The following is an 18762-nucleotide window of genomic DNA, read 5'->3' on the forward strand; positions in this document are numbered from 1 at the left end:
TTTTTTCCTCACCTTATTATTTATTTCTTTGCGTATTTATAATACCATTTTTTAAATAGTTTTCATTATTTTGATAATTTTGTTGAACCACCATTTGTGGTTGTAATTGTTGATAATTTCTTTGTTGATTTTGACCCATAATTTGTTGTTGCATTAAAGGTCTATTTTGATGCACAGGTATTTGTTGTGGATTTTGAATCCTTGGGGATCCATGCATTGGTTGTTGCTGAACTTGAGGTGCAACATTCATTGCTGGATTAGCAAATGTATCTGTACTTGTTTTAATTTCTTTCATACCCTTATTTGAATCATGTGTATGTTTCATCATTCCACAAAGTGAATTTGTTCAAATTTCACTTGCTCCTGTAATTGTAGAGAAATATACTTGAGATATATTTTTGTAATTACTTCTTAAAAGAACTTTTTCAAATCCAGCTATTTCAGTAATCTTACCAGAGTGGAATATTTTAAAACTTCTCACCCCACTCATTTCTCTTTCAATTAAAGTATCTGCTTTATCAATAACAGCATTCAGTTCTGATAAAAGTATATTTTTAATATCTATTGTTCTTAATTCAAAAGTTTTTTTCTCTTGAGCCATATATTTTCTATAAATAACAGCTTCATCTAAAGTGTTTGATGAAAAGTTTATTAATTTAAAAATATATTTATCAGCTATATCAAACTTAGAAGATAGTTTGATAGCAAGGTTTTCAATAATGTTTTTTATTCCAAAGTTTATTGTTTCTTTTTTAACAAGAGTTTCTCTTGAAAAGAAACCAATATCAACACAATCTCAATCTCAATTTACTAGAGTAAATGTATCTCTGAAACTTAATCCATCATTGCATTGTTTTGCAAGAGAATACAGTTGGCTTGAAAGTGTTAATTTTTCTAAACCTAAATTCATAAGTATTTTGTCAAAAGATTCTACCACTCGTTTTGATGTTGTATAAACTTTTGCTTTCATAGAAACCATATTTGCTCTTGAACCTATTGGAGGTTTTGCAACACTTAGTGTGTTATTTATTTTAAATTCATATGGTTTTAGGTTGGTTACGACACGATTATCATCATAAATAACTCTTCTTGCATCATTGTAAAGAGATTTGATGTGTTCCATTGTTATAACGTGATCTGCATTGTTTACAAAAACACTTGGGAAAGCATCTTTGATTTCAAGAGAACCGTTTGGATAAATTATTGAAACTCTTTTGATTTTTTCTTTGTAAATTGACTCATATCTATTAATCATTTTTGTAAGTCTATGAGTAACAACATTAGTATCAACTATGTCATTGTCTTCAGTAAGTCAACTACCTTTGTTTTTTTCTTTTTCTTTGAAAATAACTTTTAAACCTAAGTTTCTTTTATATTTTCCAACAGCAAATTTAATATATTTTTTGTTGATCTCAAGAACTGCATAAGTTTCGGTCATATTATTCACCAACCTTTCTAATTGCTCAAAGTTTAGCACTATGAGCTCTTCTATTTTCTTCTAATTCTTTTTCTCCTGGTAAAACAGGTCTTTTCACAACTAATTCAAAGTCCTTTTTTGCTTCCATTCTTACGGGAAGTTTACTTAAAAACTTATCTTCTTGTGATGTAGTTTTAGTTTTAAAAATATCTTTAATAATTTTCTCTTCTAGAGAATGGAAAGTTATCACAGCAATAACTCCTCCTGGTTTTAATAATTCTAAAGAATTACTTAAAGACCTTTTTAAAACTTCAAGTTCATTATTTACATATATCCTTAAAGCTTGAAACACCTTTTTTGCAGGATGTTTTTTTTGCTTAAGAACTTTTTGAGGCAAACATTCTTTTATAATATCTACCAATTCAAAAGTTGTTTTTATTTCTTTGATTTTTCTTTTTTCAACTATTTTTCTAGCAATGTTTCATGAAAATTTTTCATCACCATATTGAAAGAAAATATCTGCTAGTTGTTTTTCATCATAAGTATTAATAACTTCTTTTGCAGTCAATTTAGTATTTTTTTGATCCATTCTCATATCTAATTCAGAATCAAATCTATAACTAAATCCCCTATCTGCTTTGTCGAATTGCGGACTTGAAACCCCTAAATCGTACAAAATTCCATCTACTTTCTTAATCCCATTTAAAGATAGTAGAACTTTAATATCAGCAAAATTACCTTCTAAAATAGTAAAATTACTTGATATAGTTTCAAGTTTTTTTCTACTTATAGCAATCGCTTCAATGTCTTGATCAATTGCATATAAATGTCCCTGATCTATTTTTTTTAATATTTCAGCACTGTGACCTGCTCGCCCTAGAGTACAGTCAACATAAATTCCGTTGCTTTTTATGTTCAATAAATCTATTGATTCATTAAGTAAAACAGATGTATGTTCTTGTGCCATTAATTTACTCCGCCCAATTTTTCAGCTGCATCTACTAATTGACTTTTTGCTTGTTTGTCATAAGTTAGATGTTTGTCTTTGTCTCAAATTTCTATTCATTCACCAGCCCCAGTGATTTGAACAGTTTTTGAAATTCCAACCTCTTCCAATAGATTTGAAGGAAGTTTTACTCTTCCTGCATTATCAATTGATACTTCATCAGTATTTGAAAAGATTGTTCTAACAACAGTACGTGTTGAGGTTGAAAGTGCACTTTGTGACTTTAGTTCGCTATATCATTTTTCAAAGTTCTCTGGAGTTCTAATTTCTAAACAGTTCCCATCAATACTTCTTGTTACATAAACAAGTTCGCCCAACTTGTTTCTTAACTTAGAAGGTATTGTAAGTCTAGATTTATCATCCAAATTATGTTCAAATTTTCCGAATAACATGCAAAGTCACCCACTTTCTCCCACACATAAACAATTATATACCACTTTGTTGCATATTCAAGTTTTTTTTAAACTTTTTCTCCCACTTTTGTAATAAAAAAAACACCTATTTTAGGTGTTTTAGTGAATAATTTTTCTTTCTAAAGAAGAAATAATTCTGTCGACTTTAAACTTTAAATTTTTTTCATTTTCTAAAACTTCACTAAGTGATGGACAATTCTTTTCCATTAAAGGTTTAATAAAGTATTTATTTAAGTAAATTCTATAGTAAAGATAGAAACTTCTAAGTAGATTTACTGAAGTTACTGGATCTGACTTTTCTACTATATCATAGAAAGTTTTTTCATCCATTTCATAGCTAAATATATTAAAACCATTTTCATTTAATGAGTTTATAGAAGACAGAGGAATTATTCTTTTTGAAATTTCTTTAATATTTTTATTCATAATTTACCTCCAAAGTTATTAATCGACAGGTTTTTTTTTTTTTTTTTTAAAAAAAAAAAAAAAAAAAAACTACAAAAAAAAGCACTTTTCAGTGCTCTTATTTATTAATTAATCAACTTTTTTAACTTCTTTGTTTTTGTAGTAACCACATTCACGACAAACTCTGTGTGGTTTAATCATACTTCCACAGTTTGGACATGAAATAATTGCTGAGCTTACTAAAGCCAAGTGACTTCTTCTTTTGTTTTTAGCAGCTTTACTGGTCTTTCTAAATGGTACAGCCATGTTGACACCTCCGTTATTTTATTTTTCAAAATTGAAATCTTTTAATTTATCTCATCTTGAATCTATTTGATTTTCTTGTTCTTGTTGGTATTCATCTTCAGACATAAGTATGTAATCTTTACCGACAAATGAAATTTTATCATAATTATTAGTTAAATTCATAGGAATATTTAAAACAATTTGCTCAATTGCATACTCTAAAATGCTGAATTTATCGCCCAATACGATGTTGTGTTGATCATCGTTTATGTCTTCAAAGTAATATTCTTCATTTCAATCATAAACTTGATCCAAAAGTTGTATATTTTTACCATCTCTTGCATCCATTGCTGAAATAGATGCTGTAATAGTGGCACTAACTATAACTGATTTCATTGAGTCTTGGTAGTTCAAAATACCTTTAACATGTACTTTATCAATACTTTTGATTAAATCATGGTTTAGATTTAAGTCTTGGCTTATTTCAAAATCTTGATCTAAATTAATTAACCCTTTAAGTTCAATGTCTTTTTTAAGCATTATCTTACCTCAATTTTTAATTTTGATAAGTTAGCCAATACTTTATCTCATTGATTTTGAACTTCTTGGTCATTTAATTGTTTTTCAACACTATTAAATTCAAATGAAACAGAAACTGATTTAGAGTTTGTTTCTTTTAATTTATCATCTTGATAAATGTCGATTAATTCAACTTTTGTTAAGTAATCAACACCACTTATTATTGTATTAATAACTTGTGAGTATTTATCTGTTGAATTCAAGATAAATGAAACATCTCTTGTTGTTTTTTGAAACTTAGATATTTCTTGAGCTCTAATTACTGTGTTTTTTGTATTTTGAATTTCAGTTATATTTAACTCTAATACAAATGTTGAATCTAGTTTTTGAGCCTGTTCAAATCTTGGATTTAGTTTATAGATAAACCCTAAAGTTTTTCCTTCAAAACTAATTCTTGCATTAATAAATGGATGAATCTCGCTTGGAGAAGACTCATTAACTTCGAATTGAATTTCATTTATATCTAAGTTATAAGTTTGAAGAATTGAATCACATATTCCTTTTAAGTAAGCATAACTTGATTTAATTGAAATATCATATCCTTTTTGATTCATTACATCTCCTGAAATCAATACAGATAGATGTCTTTGTCTTAAGTTGTTCATATTATAAATATCTGCAAATTCATATAATTTAACGTTTTTATTACCTTTTGAGTAGTTAAATGCAGCAATTTCAATAATTGATCTTGATAAACTTAATCTAAATGTTTCTCTAAGTTTACTTAATGGACTCATTAAATTAATTGGATTATCAATTCCAAATAGATTTCAATTGTCAACAGTTTCACTTGAAAGTAATGAGTATGTTTTTATATTATTAAAACCAAGACCTAGTAGATAGTTTTCGTTTTGTTTTTGTAAACGTAAATCTAGTTTTTTAGATTTATTATCTGAAAGTATTTTTGGTGGTATTGATTTAATATTGTCATAACCATATATTCTAGTTACTTCTTCAACAATATCAGCACTGTGTGCTATATCTGTTCTGAACTCATCTACTTTAAATAAAAGCTCATCTCCACTTTCTTCTACTTGAAAATCAAGTGTTTTAAATAAGTCTTTTATTTCTTTAACTTTAAGTTCAATGCCCATTAATTTGTGAATATATTCTAGTTTAACTTTAATTTCAGCTTGTTTTTCATTAGATTCTTTTGAAATTTCAATTTCACTATTTGACTCATAAATATTGTATTGGTCTAATCAATACATAACTCTTGATTGAGCTATTTTGTAAAGTTTTGAACTTACTGGTTTCATATATCTTTGTAAATCAACAGTTGAAGTATTAAATTCTTTTTGTTGTTTTCTCATAAATATTGGATCTAAAGATAGGTATACAACTAAAATTTCTTTTGAATCCACAGTTGGTAAAAATTCTTCATTAACTTCTACTCCAAGAGTTGATATAACTTTACCATCACTTGTTAATTGTAAGTTAACTTCATGTTCTGAGTTTTTATTATTTTTAATCTCTAATTGAGATTTTAGTTTGCTTGGATCTAAAAACAATACTGGTTGACCAGTTTCGATAGCAATAGCGTTTGCTAAATCTAATCAAAAGTTATGTGTAGTTTTAGCATCATTAAACTTCAATCAAACGTCTTGGTTTGAATAAATTTTATACTCTTTTTCTCCTACACTCATAACTTCTTTAACGCTAACCATTTGCATTGCTGCACTTCTAACAACCTTATCTACTTCTTTATCTATTTTTATTGATACAGGAGATGATAAATTATTAGTTTTAAGTGTATAGTTTTTTGAAATATCGTTTAAATCTTTGTCAAAGTAATTTGCAAGTTCTTTTGCAAGTTGCATTGCACCAAGAGCATCACTTCTATTTAAAGTTAAATCCACTTCTCAAACAGCATCTAAGAAGCCAATTTCTTCTAGTGCAGTTTCGTTACCTATCATTGCATAAGTGTCTTCTTTTGTGACAATTGGATAAATTCAATCTTTTTCTTTATCAGAAAGAGCTTTTGGGTTTAATCCAAGTTCTGTTAATGCACAAAGCATTCCCTCAGACATTTTTCCTTTAATTTCTCTATTCTCTAATTTAAGTCCATTAGCAATTTTTTTACCAGCTTCTGCCAATATTACATATTGACCTTCTTGAACATTGCTAGCACCACAAACAATTGGGGATACTAACTCTTCACCTTTATCTACAAAGCAAAAACTTAAATGTGTGCCTTCCATAGGAGCTACGTTTCCTACATGAGCGATTTTAAGTTTATCATTCAATTTTGAATAATCTTTGAATGAATCAACTTCAAAACCAAGTGAGTTTAATGCAACAGTAATTTGTTCATTTTTAACACCAGTTAAATCTATTAACTTTTCTAATCATTTTCTTGTTAAATACATATAAATCTCACTTTCTAATCTCCAAAGAATTTAAATTGATCTAAAAATCTAATATCGTTTTCATAAAGATCTCTAATATTTTTTAAACCATATTTTAGCATTGCAAGTCTTTCAATTCCAACACCAAAAGCTAATCCAGTAACTTTTTCAGGGTCTAAACCATTAGCTTCTATAACTTCTGGAGCTAACATTCCTGATCCTAAAATTTCAATAAATCCAGTATATTTACATATTGGACATCCTTCACCACTACAATTTATACATCTAACATCTACTTCTGCTGAAGGTTCAGTAAACGGAAAGAAACTAGGTCTCATTCTAATTACAGTGTCTTCTGAAAATAAACGTTTACACATGTACTCTAAAACTCATTTTAAGTTAGCAAAACTGATTTTTTCTCCAATTGCAAAAACATCCATTTGCATAAATTGATGAGAATGTGTTGCATCATCATCATCACGTCTATAAACGTTTCCGTAACTTACAGCTGCCATGTTTATGTTTCCTGTTTTAGCAGCTTCTGTTAGCATTCTTGCTGTCATATTTGTTGCATGTGTTCTTAAAACTGTATGTTCATCTATATAAAATGTATCTTGCATATCTCTTGCAGGGTGTCCTATTGGCATATTAAGTTTTTGGAAACAATATTCATCTGTTTCAAACTCTGTTCCATCTACCATTTCATAACCTAACTCAGTAAATATTGATGAAACTTCATCAATAACTAAATTTAATGGGTGTTTTGTTCCCATTTTTAAATTAACTCCAGTCATTGTTAAGTCAATTTTTTCAGCTTCTAATACTTTTTTTAACTCTTCATTTTCAAACTTTTCATTTAAGCTATTTAATTTAGAAAATATAATTTCTTTAATTTCGTTAGCTTTTTGGCCTGCTTCTTTTCTTTCTTCAGGAGAAGCTGTTTTTAAGTTTTTAAGAATTTCAGTTAAAGGAGAATCTTTTCCAGCGAATTCCTTTTTTAAAACTTCTAATTCTTCTTTTGTTGATATGACTTCAATTTTTTTATTGAAACCATTTAATATTTCATCTATTTTTTTTAACATAAATACACCTTTCCTAAATTTAAAGCAATTTAATTATACTAAATATTTTAGATAATTAAGTAATTTGCTATTTCTTTTATAACTTTTATGCCCATTTTTATTATATTTTAGAAAGAATAGCCACTTTGATCAGCTCTATTTAGAGACTTTATAAATACTTGGCTATGCTTTAAAAGATTTTCTTTAAAAAGCATTAATTTTAGCTTAAAAAAGTCTTCAGTATCATATATATTGTTTTTATATTCAACAGAGCAATGGATTTTTTCATAAAATAGATAAGTAATCAGTGAGTTATTAATTATTTCTTTTATTTCCAAATAAAACATATGCAATAAATTATCCAATTTACTAACTTCTTTAATATTAAATTCAATATCTTTAATTTCTTCGGTCATTGAAGTTATTGAATCTCTTATCAAAATTATCTTTTCTCTAACATCTTGTTCTTGATTAAAGTTATAAGTCACTTTTAGTTGATGTTGCATCATTGTTAGAAAGTTATTTATGTTTAAAACATCAAAAAAATCTTCAAATTCTCATCTAAACTTGATATCTTCTATTTTTGTTTCTATAATTTTCTTCTTAAAACGCTTAGTGATTTGCTCTATCAACATAAAAATACCTCTTTGCTAATATAATTGTATAAAAAAAACCTACTCTTAAGAGTAGGTTTTAAAACTTTAAACTGGCAGCGTCCTATTTTTGCATTATACTATCGTCGGCGTTGCTGATCTTAACTTCTGTGTTCGACATGGGAACAGGTGTGACCTCAGCGCTATGACCACCAGATCTTAAGTTTTTTTGTCTGAGAGACTAAGTTTTCATTTGAAAACTAAATCGTACTCTCAAAACTGAATACTAGATGATTTTATATATCTATACAAGCAATTTGTTTTGGTTCTTCTTTGAAAGACCTCGATCTATTAGTATTGGTAAGCTAAACACGTCGCCGTGCTTACACACCCAACCTATCAACCATGTGGTCTACATGGGATCTTACTTCCGAAGAATGGGAAAACTCATCTTGAAGGAGGCTTCTCGCTTAGATGCCTTCAGCGATTATCCTTTCCGCACATAGCTACCCTGCTGTGCCACTGGCGTGACAACAGGAGCACCAGGGGTGCGTCCATTCCGGTCCTCTCGTACTAGGAACAGCTCTTCTCAATTTTCCTACGCCCACAACAGATAGGGACCAAACTGTCTCACGACGTTCTGAACCCAGCTCGCGTACCGCTTTAATGGGCGAACAGCCCAACCCTTGGAACCGACTACAGCTCCAGGATGCGATGAGCCGACATCGAGGTGCCAAACCTCCCCGTCGATGTGAACTCTTGGGGGAGATCAGCCTGTTATCCCCGGGGTAACTTTTATCCGTTGAGCGACGGCCCTTCCACACGGGACCGCCGGATCACTAAGTCCTGCTTTCGCATCTGTTCGACTTGTAAGTCTCGCAGTTAAGCACCCTTATACCTTTGCGCTCTTCGTACGATTTCCAACCGTACTGAGGGTACCTTTGAGCGCCTCCGTTACATTTTAGGAGGCGACCGCCCCAGTCAAACTACCCACCAAACACTGTCCCTGGCCCGGATAACGGGTCTAGGTTAGAACCTCAATGTAACAAGGGTGGTATTCCAAGGATGACTCCACGACCACTAGCGTGATCGCTTCAAAGTCTCCCACCTATCCTCTACATGTTACACCAAGATTCAATATTAAGTTATAGTAAAGCTCCACGGGGTCTTTCCGTCTAGTTGCGGGTAACCAGCATCTTCACTGGTACTAAAATTTCACCGAGTCTATAGCCGAGACAGCGAAGGGATCATTACGCCTTTCGTGCGGGTCAGAACTTACCTGACAAGGAATTTCGCTACCTTAGGACCGTTATAGTTACGGCCGCCGTTCACCGGGGCTTCAATTCGATGCTTCACCGAAGCTAACATCTCCTCTTAACCTTCCGGCACTGGGCAGGCGTCACCCCCTATACTTCGTCTTACGACTTTGCAGAGAGCTGTGTTTTTGCTAAACAGTTGCCCCTTCCTCTTCACTGCGGCTCACATAAAGTGAGCACCCCTTCTCGCTAACTTACGGGGTGATTTTGCAGAGTTCCTTAGCTATAGTTATCTCGCTTGCCTTAGGATTCTCTCCTTGACCACGTGTGTTCGTTCTCGGTACAGGCACCTAGTAAATTAACGCTAGAAGCTTTTCTTGGAAGCGTGGAGTCATGGACTTCGCTACTAGCCGAAGCGTTCACTCCCCATCACACTTCAAGGTTACAGTACGCGGATTTGCCAACGTACACCTCTTTGTGCTTAGACCGGCATAACCAACAGCCGGCATCCACTATCCTTCTCCGTCACTCCATCACTTTACTAGGTGGTACAGGAATATCAACCTGTTGTCCATCGACTACGCCTTTCGGCCTCGCCTTAGGTCCTGACTAACCCTGGGTGGACGAACCTTGCCCAGGAAACCTTGGTCAAACGGCATGGGAGATTCTCACTCCCAAACGTTACTCATGCCGGCATAATCACTTCTAATCGCTCCACCCGTCCTCACGGTCGAACTTCATCGCAATTAGAACGCTCCCCTACCACTTGGTATTGCTACCAAATCCAAAACTTCGGTACTACGCTTAAGCCCCGGTACATTTTCGGCGCAGAAGCACTCGACTAGTGAGCTGTTACGCACTCTTTAAATGATGGCTGCTTCTAAGCCAACATCCTAGCTGTCTGTGCACTTCCACATCCTTACACACTTAGCGTAAATTTAGGGACCTTAGTTGTTGATCTGGGCTGTTTCCCTCACGAGCATGGACCTTATCACCCATGTTCTGACTGCCGAGTATGAAATTATGGCATTCGCAGTTTAATTGTGATCAGTACCCCTAGGTGGGGCCATCACACATTCAGAGCTCTACCTCCATAATCCTTTACCTCGACGCTAGCCTTAAAGCTATATCGGGGAGAACTAGCTATCTCCAGGTTCGATTGGAATTTCACCCCTAGCCACAAGTCATCCACGGTCTTTTCAACGAACGTTGGTTCGGTCCTCCATTAGGTTTTACCCTAACTTCAACCTGCTCATGGCTAGATCACCTGGTTTCGTGTCTACGACATCGTACTAAACGCCCTATTAAGGCTCGCTTTCACTACGGCTCCGTGTATTCCACTTAACCTTGCACGATATCGTAACTCGCCGGCTCTTTCTACAAAAAGCACGCCATCACCCATTAACGGGCTCTGACTTCTTGTAAGCGTATGGTTTCAGGTACTATTTCACTCCCCTCACGGGGTACTTTTCACCTTTCCCTCACGGTACTGGTTCACTATCGGTAAAATGGTAGTATTTAGGCTTACCCAGTGGTCTGGGTAGATTCCGACAGGGTTTCTCGTGCCCCGCCGTACTCAGGATACTCACTCGAGGTTAGTGCATTTCGCATACGGGGCTATCACCCTCTGCGGCGCTGCTTCCCAACAGCTTCTGCTATACACTAACTTTGTAACTCTAACATGAGTCCTACAACCCCGGCCCGTAGACCGGTTTGGCCTGTTCCGCTTTCGCTCGCCGCTACTGACAGAATCACATTCGTTTTCTTTTCCTCTTGGTACTAAGATGTTTCAGTTCCCAAGGTTCCCTTCACATAACCTATGTATTCAGTTATGGATAACACGAGATTAATCGTGCTGGGTTTCCCCATTCGGACATCGTCGGATCAAAGCTTACTTCCAGCTCCCCGGCGCTTTTCGCAGGTAGTCGCGTCCTTCATCGGCTCCATTTTCCAAGGCATTCACCATACGCCCTTACTATACTTTCTAAAGAAAAACCTATTGCATATATAGATAATCTATAAAATTAATGAAATTTTAGTTTTCTTAGTATTAATCTAAATTAAGTTACTAAATACGTTTTATATTGTTTATAAACGTAAGAAAAATAAAATGTCTATTTTCATCTAATATTCAGTTTTCAAAGAACGATTTTCTTTACAGAAATTGTCGGGGCCTAATGGCCCGCAAAAACAATCTCTGAAAACTAGATAGAACGAGATATAATCATAAGCTGTTTATCGTTTCACTCAGCTTTTTTCTCTTAATCTACGAATACTCCATAGAAAGGAGGTGATCCATCCGCACGTTCCCGTACGGATACCTTGTTACGACTTCACCCTAATCGCTAATCCTACCTTGGTACGCTCCCTCCTTACGGTTAAGATACGTGCTTCTGGTATTACCAACTCTCATGGTGTGACGGGCGGTGTGTACAAGACCCGAGAACGTATTCACCGCGACATTGCTGATTCGCGATTACTAGTGATTCCGGCTTCATGAAGTCGAGTTGCAGACTTCAATCCGAACTGAGACTGACTTTTTGAGATTAGCTCCCCCTCGCAGGATTGCGACTCTTTGTATCAGCCATTGTAGCACGTGTGTAGCCCAGGACATAAGGGGCATGATGATTTGACGTCATCCCCACCTTCCTCTAGCTTACACTAGCAGTCTCATTAGAGTCCTCAACTTAATGTTAGTAACTAATAATAGGGGTTGCGCTCGTTGCGGGACTTAACCCAACACCTCACGGCACGAGCTGACGACAACCATGCACCACCTGTCTCAATGTTAGCCTCCACTACATCTCTGTAGCTTTGCACTGGATGTCAAGCCCTGGTAAGGTTCTTCGCGTTGCTTCGAATTAAACCACATGCTCCACCACTTGTGCGGGTCCCCGTCAATTCCTTTGAGTTTCACTCTTGCGAGCATACTACTCAGGCGGAGTACTTAATGCGTTAGCTGCAGCACCGACTTAAAGCCGACACTTAGTACTCAACGTTTACGGCGTGGACTACTAGGGTATCTAATCCTATTTGCTCCCCACGCTTTCGTGCCTCAGAGTCAATAACAGGCCAGTAGACCGCCTACGCCACTGGTGTTCCTCCATATATCTACGCATTTCACCGCTACACATGGAATTCCATCTACCTCTCCTGCATTCTAGTTAGCCAGTTTTCAAGGCGAACCGGAGTTGAGCTCCGGGCTTTAACCTCAAACTTAACTAACCTCCTACGCACCCTATACGCCCAATAAATCCGGATAACGCTTGCCACCTATGTATTACCGCGGCTGCTGGCACATAGTTAGCCGTGGCTTTCTGGTAAGGTACCGTCAAACTAAAAGCATTTCCTCTTCTAGCTGTTCTTCCCTTACAACAGAGCTTTACAATCCGAAGACCGTCATCACTCACGCGGCATTGCTTCATCAGGCTTTCGCCCATTGTGAAAAATTCCCTACTGCTGCCTCCCGTAGGAGTCTGGGCCGTATCTCAGTCCCAATGTGGCCGATCAACCTCTCAGTTCGGCTACGTATCATCGCCTAGGTGGGCCATTACCCCGCCTACTAGCTAATACGCCGCATCCTCATCTTCTAGCGACCCAAACGGGCCTTTCAACATCTTCTCATGCGATAATGATGTCGTATGCGGTATTAGCAGTCGTTTCCAACTGTTATCCCCCACTAAAAGGTAGATTAGATACGTGTTACTCACCCGTTCGCCACTGGGTGCAAGCACCCCGTTCGACTTGCATGTATTAGGCATGCCGCCAGCGTTCATCCTGAGCCAGGATCAAACTCTCATTAAATTTAATCAATGTGAAAATTTTGATTCATGACTATATCTTGATTCTCAAATAATTGAACTTGTATAAATTGTACAAATTAATTGGTTGTTGTTGTTCTATCTAGTTTTCAAAGATCGTTTCACGTTGATTGTTGCAACCAACGACATATAAAAATATATATGATTTGAAACCAATAATCAATACTTTTTTTAAATTATTTTAAAATTATTTGACATTTTTTTAACCAGATTCTCTTCTGAAAATTAACGCTCAAAACTTTATAAAAACCCTTTAAATAAGGTATTGTCATTGACAAGAAAGATAATATCACATTAAGTTTTAAAAAACATAAAAAAAATAAAAAAGTTTAAACTTTTTTATTTTTAGTCATCTCAGTCGATTGTTGGTGTAAAGTCCTCATCATTTTGGTCATTTACAGGGTCCATTATGCTATCAATATCTATTTCCATAGTCTTTGTTTTCTCACTTTGTAAGCTATTTACAATGTTTGATTTACTTACTAAATGATCAGTTTTAGGAGCTTTAGGAGTTAGATTTCTTTCTTGTTTTTTCATGGCTTCTCAGATTCTATCTGAATCCCCTAAAAACACTTTTCCTTGGTAGTTTTCATCTACTCTAGGCATTTTTCTTTCAGTACGTTCAACATATGTTGGTTTAACAACATTTCCAATTGGTTGATCAAATTCACCAGCTCTTTGAGCGGCTCTTCTTGGAACTATTGTTTGCTTATAAGGGTCCTTAGGCTCTAGAATTGGCGGTAACTCCTCTAATTTAGGAATATTATTAATTGGTGCCACATTCTCCATGACAGGCTTTAAAGGCTCGTTATTTGGGGTATTTTCAAACTCATTATATTGAGTATTTTCATCACTTTTTAGTGGTTCAAAATCTTCAAAATTTAAGTTTTCAGAAGTTTGTGTTTGAGTTTCATCATCTCAATCAATAACATGAGTTCTTGTTAATTCCTCTTGAGTTTTATCATAACTTGCTGTGTCTTCGTTTAATTCTTCTGTCTCTGGGAAGTTATTATTGTTAATATCTTCTTTTAATTGTGCTAATTTATCTGAAATATTGAATGTTTCTTCATTTGGTGTTGAAGTAAAATCTGGATTAAATTCAGGTATTTCAGAAGGATTTTCTCTTAGAACCATTGGTTTAAATGGTTCGCTAATTTCTTCTGTTCTAGTATTTTTTGCTTTTGCAACTTTTACTTTGCTTGAGCTAGAGATCTTACATATAGGAAAAATTGAGATTACTGATAATCCTGAAGCTATTGCTAACATTATTGTATTTAATTTTGTATCAACTGATATAGGATTTTTTTGGATTAACATTACTAATAAAACTATATTTATTGCAGCTAAAGCAAGTGATAATAAAATATAGAATATGTTTACAACACCACTTTTCTTTGATGCAAACTTTGTAATTCCTAAAATAATTAATAATCCGATAAATGATACTAGAGCTGCTTGTAAATAGTTAAATAGTTGAAAGTCTTTTTCGAAAGAAAACGCTATAAACTGATTTCCTCCAATTAAAAAACCTCCAATAAAACTAATTGTTAAAGCAGCTAGTCAAATTAAAACGCCAAAAAATAAACTCTTTTTCATGAATATGCCCCTATCTTGTATAGCCCTAAAAATACATAGATATTTTAGCACCAAAAAAAAGTAAAGACAAGTAGTTAAATTGTAAAAAAAAATAAAAAACACTTTTAAAGTGTTTTTTATTTTTTTTAATAATTAATTACCATTCCTTGATATCTTGTCATGCTTAATAATGATTCTCTAATTCCTTGAACACCTTCACCAGAGTCTTTTATCCCTAAGAATGGGAAGCTATCTGGTCCACGTTGTGGTCTTGAATTAATATTTACTGTACCAGTTTTTATTTTTTTAGCTGTCAATATAGCTTTAGAAATGTCTTGACAAAAGACACTTGCTTGTAAACCAAATTGTGACTCATTTGCTATTTTAATCATTTCATCATATGAATCTATTCTTATTACAGGTAAAACAGGACCAAAAGGTTCTTCTCAAGCAACTCTCATATCAACATTAACATTATCTAAAAGTGTTGGTCACATTAAATTTCTTTCTCTTTTATCACCACAAACAACTTTAGCACCCATATCTTTTGCATTATCAATTAAACCTTGAATGAAATCTGCTGATTTTTCATCAATAACAGGTGTTATAAATGAGTTTTCATCAGGCATTCCAACACTTAATGCTTCAACTTTAGATTTTAATATCGGTACCAATTTATCTGCTATTTCATTAGTTGTTAATACTCTTTTAACAGCAGTACATCTTTGTCCTGAATAACCAAATGCACCATTAACTATTTCATCTGCATATTTTTCTAAGTTTAGATCATCTAAAACTATAGCAGGATCTTTTCCACCCAATTCTAAAACCAAGTCTGTTGTGCTTCCCATTTTTCTAATTTGATTACCTATTCCAACACTTCCTGTAAATGAAATCATGTCAATTTCAGGATTTGAAGTAATGATATCTCCAATTTCTCTTCCTCTACCAGTAACAATATTAAATATACCTTTTGGCATTTTAGCTTCTAATACAAGTTCTGATAAGTAAGTCCCCACCAAACTTCCTGCTGTTGCTGGTTTAAATACAACTGTATTTCCCATAACTAAAGCAGGAATAATTTTAGCCAAGGCCAAGTTGAATGGGTAATTAAATGGAGATATTGCAAGAACAACACCTTTTGCCACTCTTGAAAATACACCGATTTTATTTTTAGCTCCCATTCCTTCTCCAGTAAGAGCTAATGGTTCCATTCTTTTTGCTTCTTCAAAAGTATAGTCAATCAATTCTATTGTTCTAACAACTTCTGTTAAAGATTCTTTTAAGTTTTTTGCTATCTCTTCTGACATAACTTGAGCTATTTCTTCTTTATTTTTATCAATTAAGTCTCTAAACTTTTTAAGAACAGCTATTCTGTCAAGTAAAGCGACTTCTTCTCAACTTTGTTGAGCATTTCTTGCTGCAGAAAATGCTTTATTTATATCTTCAGCAGATAAAGCACTTACTTTACCAGCAACTTCAAGTGTTGCTGGATTCATTATTTCTAATCATTGTCCATTATCTATCAATTCGTTGTTGATTAAAGCTTTATATTGTCTCATTTCATTTTCCCTCTCTTTAATTCATTGAAAAAATATTGTTCATTATTATTGACCCAGCTATTGAAACATTTAAACTTTCCAAATCTGGGTTTGTTTTTACTTTTATATTTTTATCAATTATCTCAGAAACTTCTTGAGAGATTCCTTTACCTTCATTACCTAAAATTAAAGCAACTTTTTTGCCTTTAACTTCTTCTAATGAGTTACTTTCTTCTCTTAACAAAGTACCCAGGATTATTATATTACTTTGCTTCAAATTATTTATAAAAGATTTTAAATCCTCATTTCTAAGATTTAAATCAAAATGATTTGATTGAGTTGCTCTTAAAACTTTTGGGTTATAAAAACTAACACTATCTTTTGAACAAATGACATTTTTAAAACCAAATGCAAAAGCACTTCTTATAAGAGTTCCTAAATTACCAGGATCTTGGACATTATCTAAAATAAGATAATTTGAATCAAAATCTTCTTTTTCTTCTATTTTGCAAACTGCAAATACACCTTGAGTTGTTTTTAAATCTGTTAGTTTATTTGAAACATTGTCAGATATTTCAACAACATTTGAGAAATCTTTATATTTATCTAAATGTCTTGTTTCAACTAAAATAATTTCTGCAACTTTTTTTTGAATTGCTAAATCTACCATTTTCAAACCTTCAATGATGTACTTACCTTTTTCTTTTTGTACTTTAGTTTCCTTATAAGAAAGAACTTCTTCTATTAAATTGTTATTTACAGATGTTATTTTCATTTTATTCAGTAAGTGCAAATCCTATTTCATATAATTTATTTTCGGGATTTGCAAAGTCCTTTCCTTTATAATTTGGGTCTTTTACAGGATATCCAAAAACTAGAGAAGCTCTACGAGGAGGTTCTAACAATTTTGCTTGAATAGTTGCCATTGGTGATATTGATTCACCAGTCTGTCTTTTTCTTTTATTTTCTTCCATTAAATCTTCAATATCTTTTACATTAGCTTGCTTTACTAAGATTCAAATTTTGTTTTCTCTATATCATTTAACAATTTTTTTATACTCAGTATAAGTGAATTGTGTTGGTTCATCTCCGGCATAAAATCTATTTTTTTGTTTACTTCAACCAGTAACAAAGTCCTTTCAAATTATATTTCCAGTTTTACCCTTTGTCATCATATTTATTGTTTGGTTTATAGTTTCTTCTAAACTGTGATAACCATATCCTGTAAATGAATTACCAGATCAAAGGTTAACATAGTTATTCTTTTTAGGATCTCAAATCTCTTCAAAACAACTTGCAGCCACTCAATACCTATTGTCAGTTGAATTTCTATAAATTTCAAAACCATATTTACTGTTTTTTATAACAACTTCTTTTTGAGTAATTTTTACAACCTTACTTCTAAATGTTTCTATAATTTTTTTAATTTCTTTTTCTGTTAATTTTTGTCTAACTTCACCACGAACATTCTTTATCATCTCTTTTGTTTTGCTAACTTCTTCTAAAGCTCTGTATTTTCTATTTGCAAATGCATTGAAAATATTAAGTTCTGAAGTAGGGTCTGGCATAACAAATTCGTTTGTTACCAACTCTTCTTGGGTTTTTGTTATTTGCTCTAAAGTATTTGTTGTTGCATTTACACTTTTAATTTTAGCTATTATACTTGAAGCATTTTTTTTATTATCCTCTAAACCTTCCATTAAAATTTCTTTGTTTTCTTCTTTTTTTACAGCATTTGGGTTAATACTTGATTCAAAATAAAACTCTGAGTCATCAAAAAAATTATCATTATCTGACTCATTTGTTCTTTCTAGAGAAGGCATTTTTGGGTCATGAGGGTTTGAGGGTTTATAGTCATAAATGCTTTTTAAATCTTTTTTTGTAGCCATATATACCCCCTATTTTCTAATCAAAATTAGTACCCTGAATTTTGTCTATTAAAGTTAATTTCGTTTTTCTTGTTATAGATATCTAATATCTCATTGTTTGTTATTTCTAAAATGTAAGTTATTGATAAAAACTCATCTAACAATTGGTTGTAAGTTTCTTTATCAAAATTTTGTTCAAATATTAATGCTTTTCTATAAACATTAATACTTCATTGATCAATGTCGTTTGCATCATTGATTTTATTACTAAAAGTAGAAAAATCAAAATCTACATTAGTTCCCAAACTTATTATAAAGTGTAGACAATCAATTAATTCTTCTAAAATGACTGTTCTTTCACTAGGACCTTTGTTTGATCAATATTTAAATGATCTATATTCATTTATAAATTCAGAAACTTCTACAAGAAAAGCAATCAATTTTTTCTTGTAGATTTGTTCGTTTACAATTATATTTTTTGTTTCAATAATGTAATTATCAAGAATTACTTGTTTTTCTTTTAGGTAAATTAAATTCTCTTTAGTTAACATTTTACTCACTCCTATAATCTAATTTTAGTTTAAAAAAATGATA

14 protein-coding genes and 3 rRNA genes are annotated in these 18762 nt (G+C 32.9%); all 17 read right to left on the reverse strand.

Annotated features, from left to right (window positions below; translation table 4 throughout):
* Positions 1–16 precede the first annotated feature (16 nt).
* The 17 genes from SBIUS_RS03220 to SBIUS_RS03300 all read right to left on the reverse strand — a co-directional run bounded on the left by SBIUS_RS03220 (position 17) and on the right by SBIUS_RS03300 (position 18719).
* On the reverse strand, positions 17–1438 hold the full coding sequence (locus tag SBIUS_RS03220) for a hypothetical protein (protein WP_162685055.1): 1422 nt from the start codon (positions 1436–1438) through the stop codon (positions 17–19).
* A 1-nt stretch (position 1439) separates the two neighbouring features.
* Complete coding sequence (rsmH, locus tag SBIUS_RS03225) at positions 1440–2384, reverse strand: 16S rRNA (cytosine(1402)-N(4))-methyltransferase RsmH (RefSeq protein ID WP_162685056.1); 945 nt, start codon at positions 2382–2384, stop codon at positions 1440–1442.
* Entirely contained in the window at positions 2384–2815 is a 432-nt protein-coding gene (gene mraZ, locus SBIUS_RS03230; RefSeq protein WP_162685057.1) for a division/cell wall cluster transcriptional repressor MraZ, read from the reverse strand. Before mraZ ends, rsmH begins: the two co-directional genes overlap by 1 nt.
* Before the next feature lie 120 nt (positions 2816–2935).
* Positions 2936–3262: a hypothetical protein gene (locus tag SBIUS_RS03235; RefSeq protein WP_162685058.1), complete on the reverse strand. Its 327-nt coding sequence runs from the start codon at positions 3260–3262 to the stop codon at positions 2936–2938.
* A gap of 108 nt (positions 3263–3370) precedes the next feature.
* Complete coding sequence (gene rpmF / locus SBIUS_RS03240; protein ID WP_020836573.1) at positions 3371–3547, reverse strand: 50S ribosomal protein L32; 177 nt, start codon at positions 3545–3547, stop codon at positions 3371–3373.
* Positions 3548–3565: 18 nt separating this feature from the next.
* Positions 3566–4066 carry a DUF177 domain-containing protein gene (locus SBIUS_RS03245; protein WP_162685059.1) on the reverse strand — a complete coding sequence of 167 codons (501 nt, stop codon included), beginning with the start codon at positions 4064–4066 and terminating at the stop codon, positions 3566–3568.
* A complete protein-coding gene (gene pheT / locus SBIUS_RS03250) occupies positions 4066–6474 on the reverse strand; it encodes a phenylalanine--tRNA ligase subunit beta (protein ID WP_162685060.1) in 2409 nt (802 codons plus the stop codon). The genes SBIUS_RS03245 and pheT overlap by 1 nt, the downstream gene beginning before the upstream one ends.
* A 14-nt stretch (positions 6475–6488) precedes the next feature.
* Positions 6489–7535, reverse strand: a complete 1047-nt coding sequence (gene pheS / locus SBIUS_RS03255; protein ID WP_162685061.1) for a phenylalanine--tRNA ligase subunit alpha — start codon at positions 7533–7535, stop codon at positions 6489–6491.
* 107 nt (positions 7536–7642) lie between these two features.
* A complete protein-coding gene (locus tag SBIUS_RS03260; RefSeq protein WP_162685062.1) occupies positions 7643–8149 on the reverse strand; it encodes a hypothetical protein in 507 nt (168 codons plus the stop codon).
* A gap of 69 nt (positions 8150–8218) precedes the next feature.
* Positions 8219–8324, reverse strand: a 5S ribosomal RNA gene (rrf, locus tag SBIUS_RS03265).
* Between the two features lie 113 nt (positions 8325–8437).
* Positions 8438–11351, reverse strand: a 23S ribosomal RNA gene (locus SBIUS_RS03270).
* Between the two features lie 295 nt (positions 11352–11646).
* Positions 11647–13167 (reverse strand): 16S ribosomal RNA (locus SBIUS_RS03275).
* The 16S, 23S and 5S rRNA genes sit together here, the layout of an rRNA operon.
* A 362-nt stretch (positions 13168–13529) precedes the next feature.
* The gene (locus tag SBIUS_RS03280; RefSeq protein WP_162685063.1) at positions 13530–14780 is read right to left on the reverse strand and encodes a hypothetical protein; all 1251 of its coding nucleotides are present in this window, start codon (positions 14778–14780) and stop codon (positions 13530–13532) included.
* A 125-nt stretch (positions 14781–14905) separates the two neighbouring features.
* A complete protein-coding gene (locus SBIUS_RS03285; RefSeq protein WP_162685064.1) occupies positions 14906–16321 on the reverse strand; it encodes an NADP-dependent glyceraldehyde-3-phosphate dehydrogenase in 1416 nt (471 codons plus the stop codon).
* A 16-nt stretch (positions 16322–16337) separates the two neighbouring features.
* Positions 16338–17075, reverse strand: a complete 738-nt coding sequence (locus tag SBIUS_RS03290) for an RNA methyltransferase (protein WP_162685065.1) — start codon at positions 17073–17075, stop codon at positions 16338–16340.
* Between the two features lies 1 nt (position 17076).
* Positions 17077–18189, reverse strand: coding sequence for a hypothetical protein (locus SBIUS_RS03295; RefSeq protein ID WP_162685066.1), 1113 nt, complete (start codon positions 18187–18189; stop codon positions 17077–17079).
* A gap of 26 nt (positions 18190–18215) precedes the next feature.
* Complete coding sequence (locus SBIUS_RS03300; protein WP_162685067.1) at positions 18216–18719, reverse strand: dUTP diphosphatase; 504 nt, start codon at positions 18717–18719, stop codon at positions 18216–18218.
* Between the last annotated feature and the right edge of the window lie 43 nt (positions 18720–18762).

The organism is Spiroplasma sp. BIUS-1, assembly GCF_010365805.1.
Classification (GTDB): Bacteria; Bacillota_I; Bacilli_A; order Mycoplasmatales; family Mycoplasmataceae; genus Spiroplasma_A.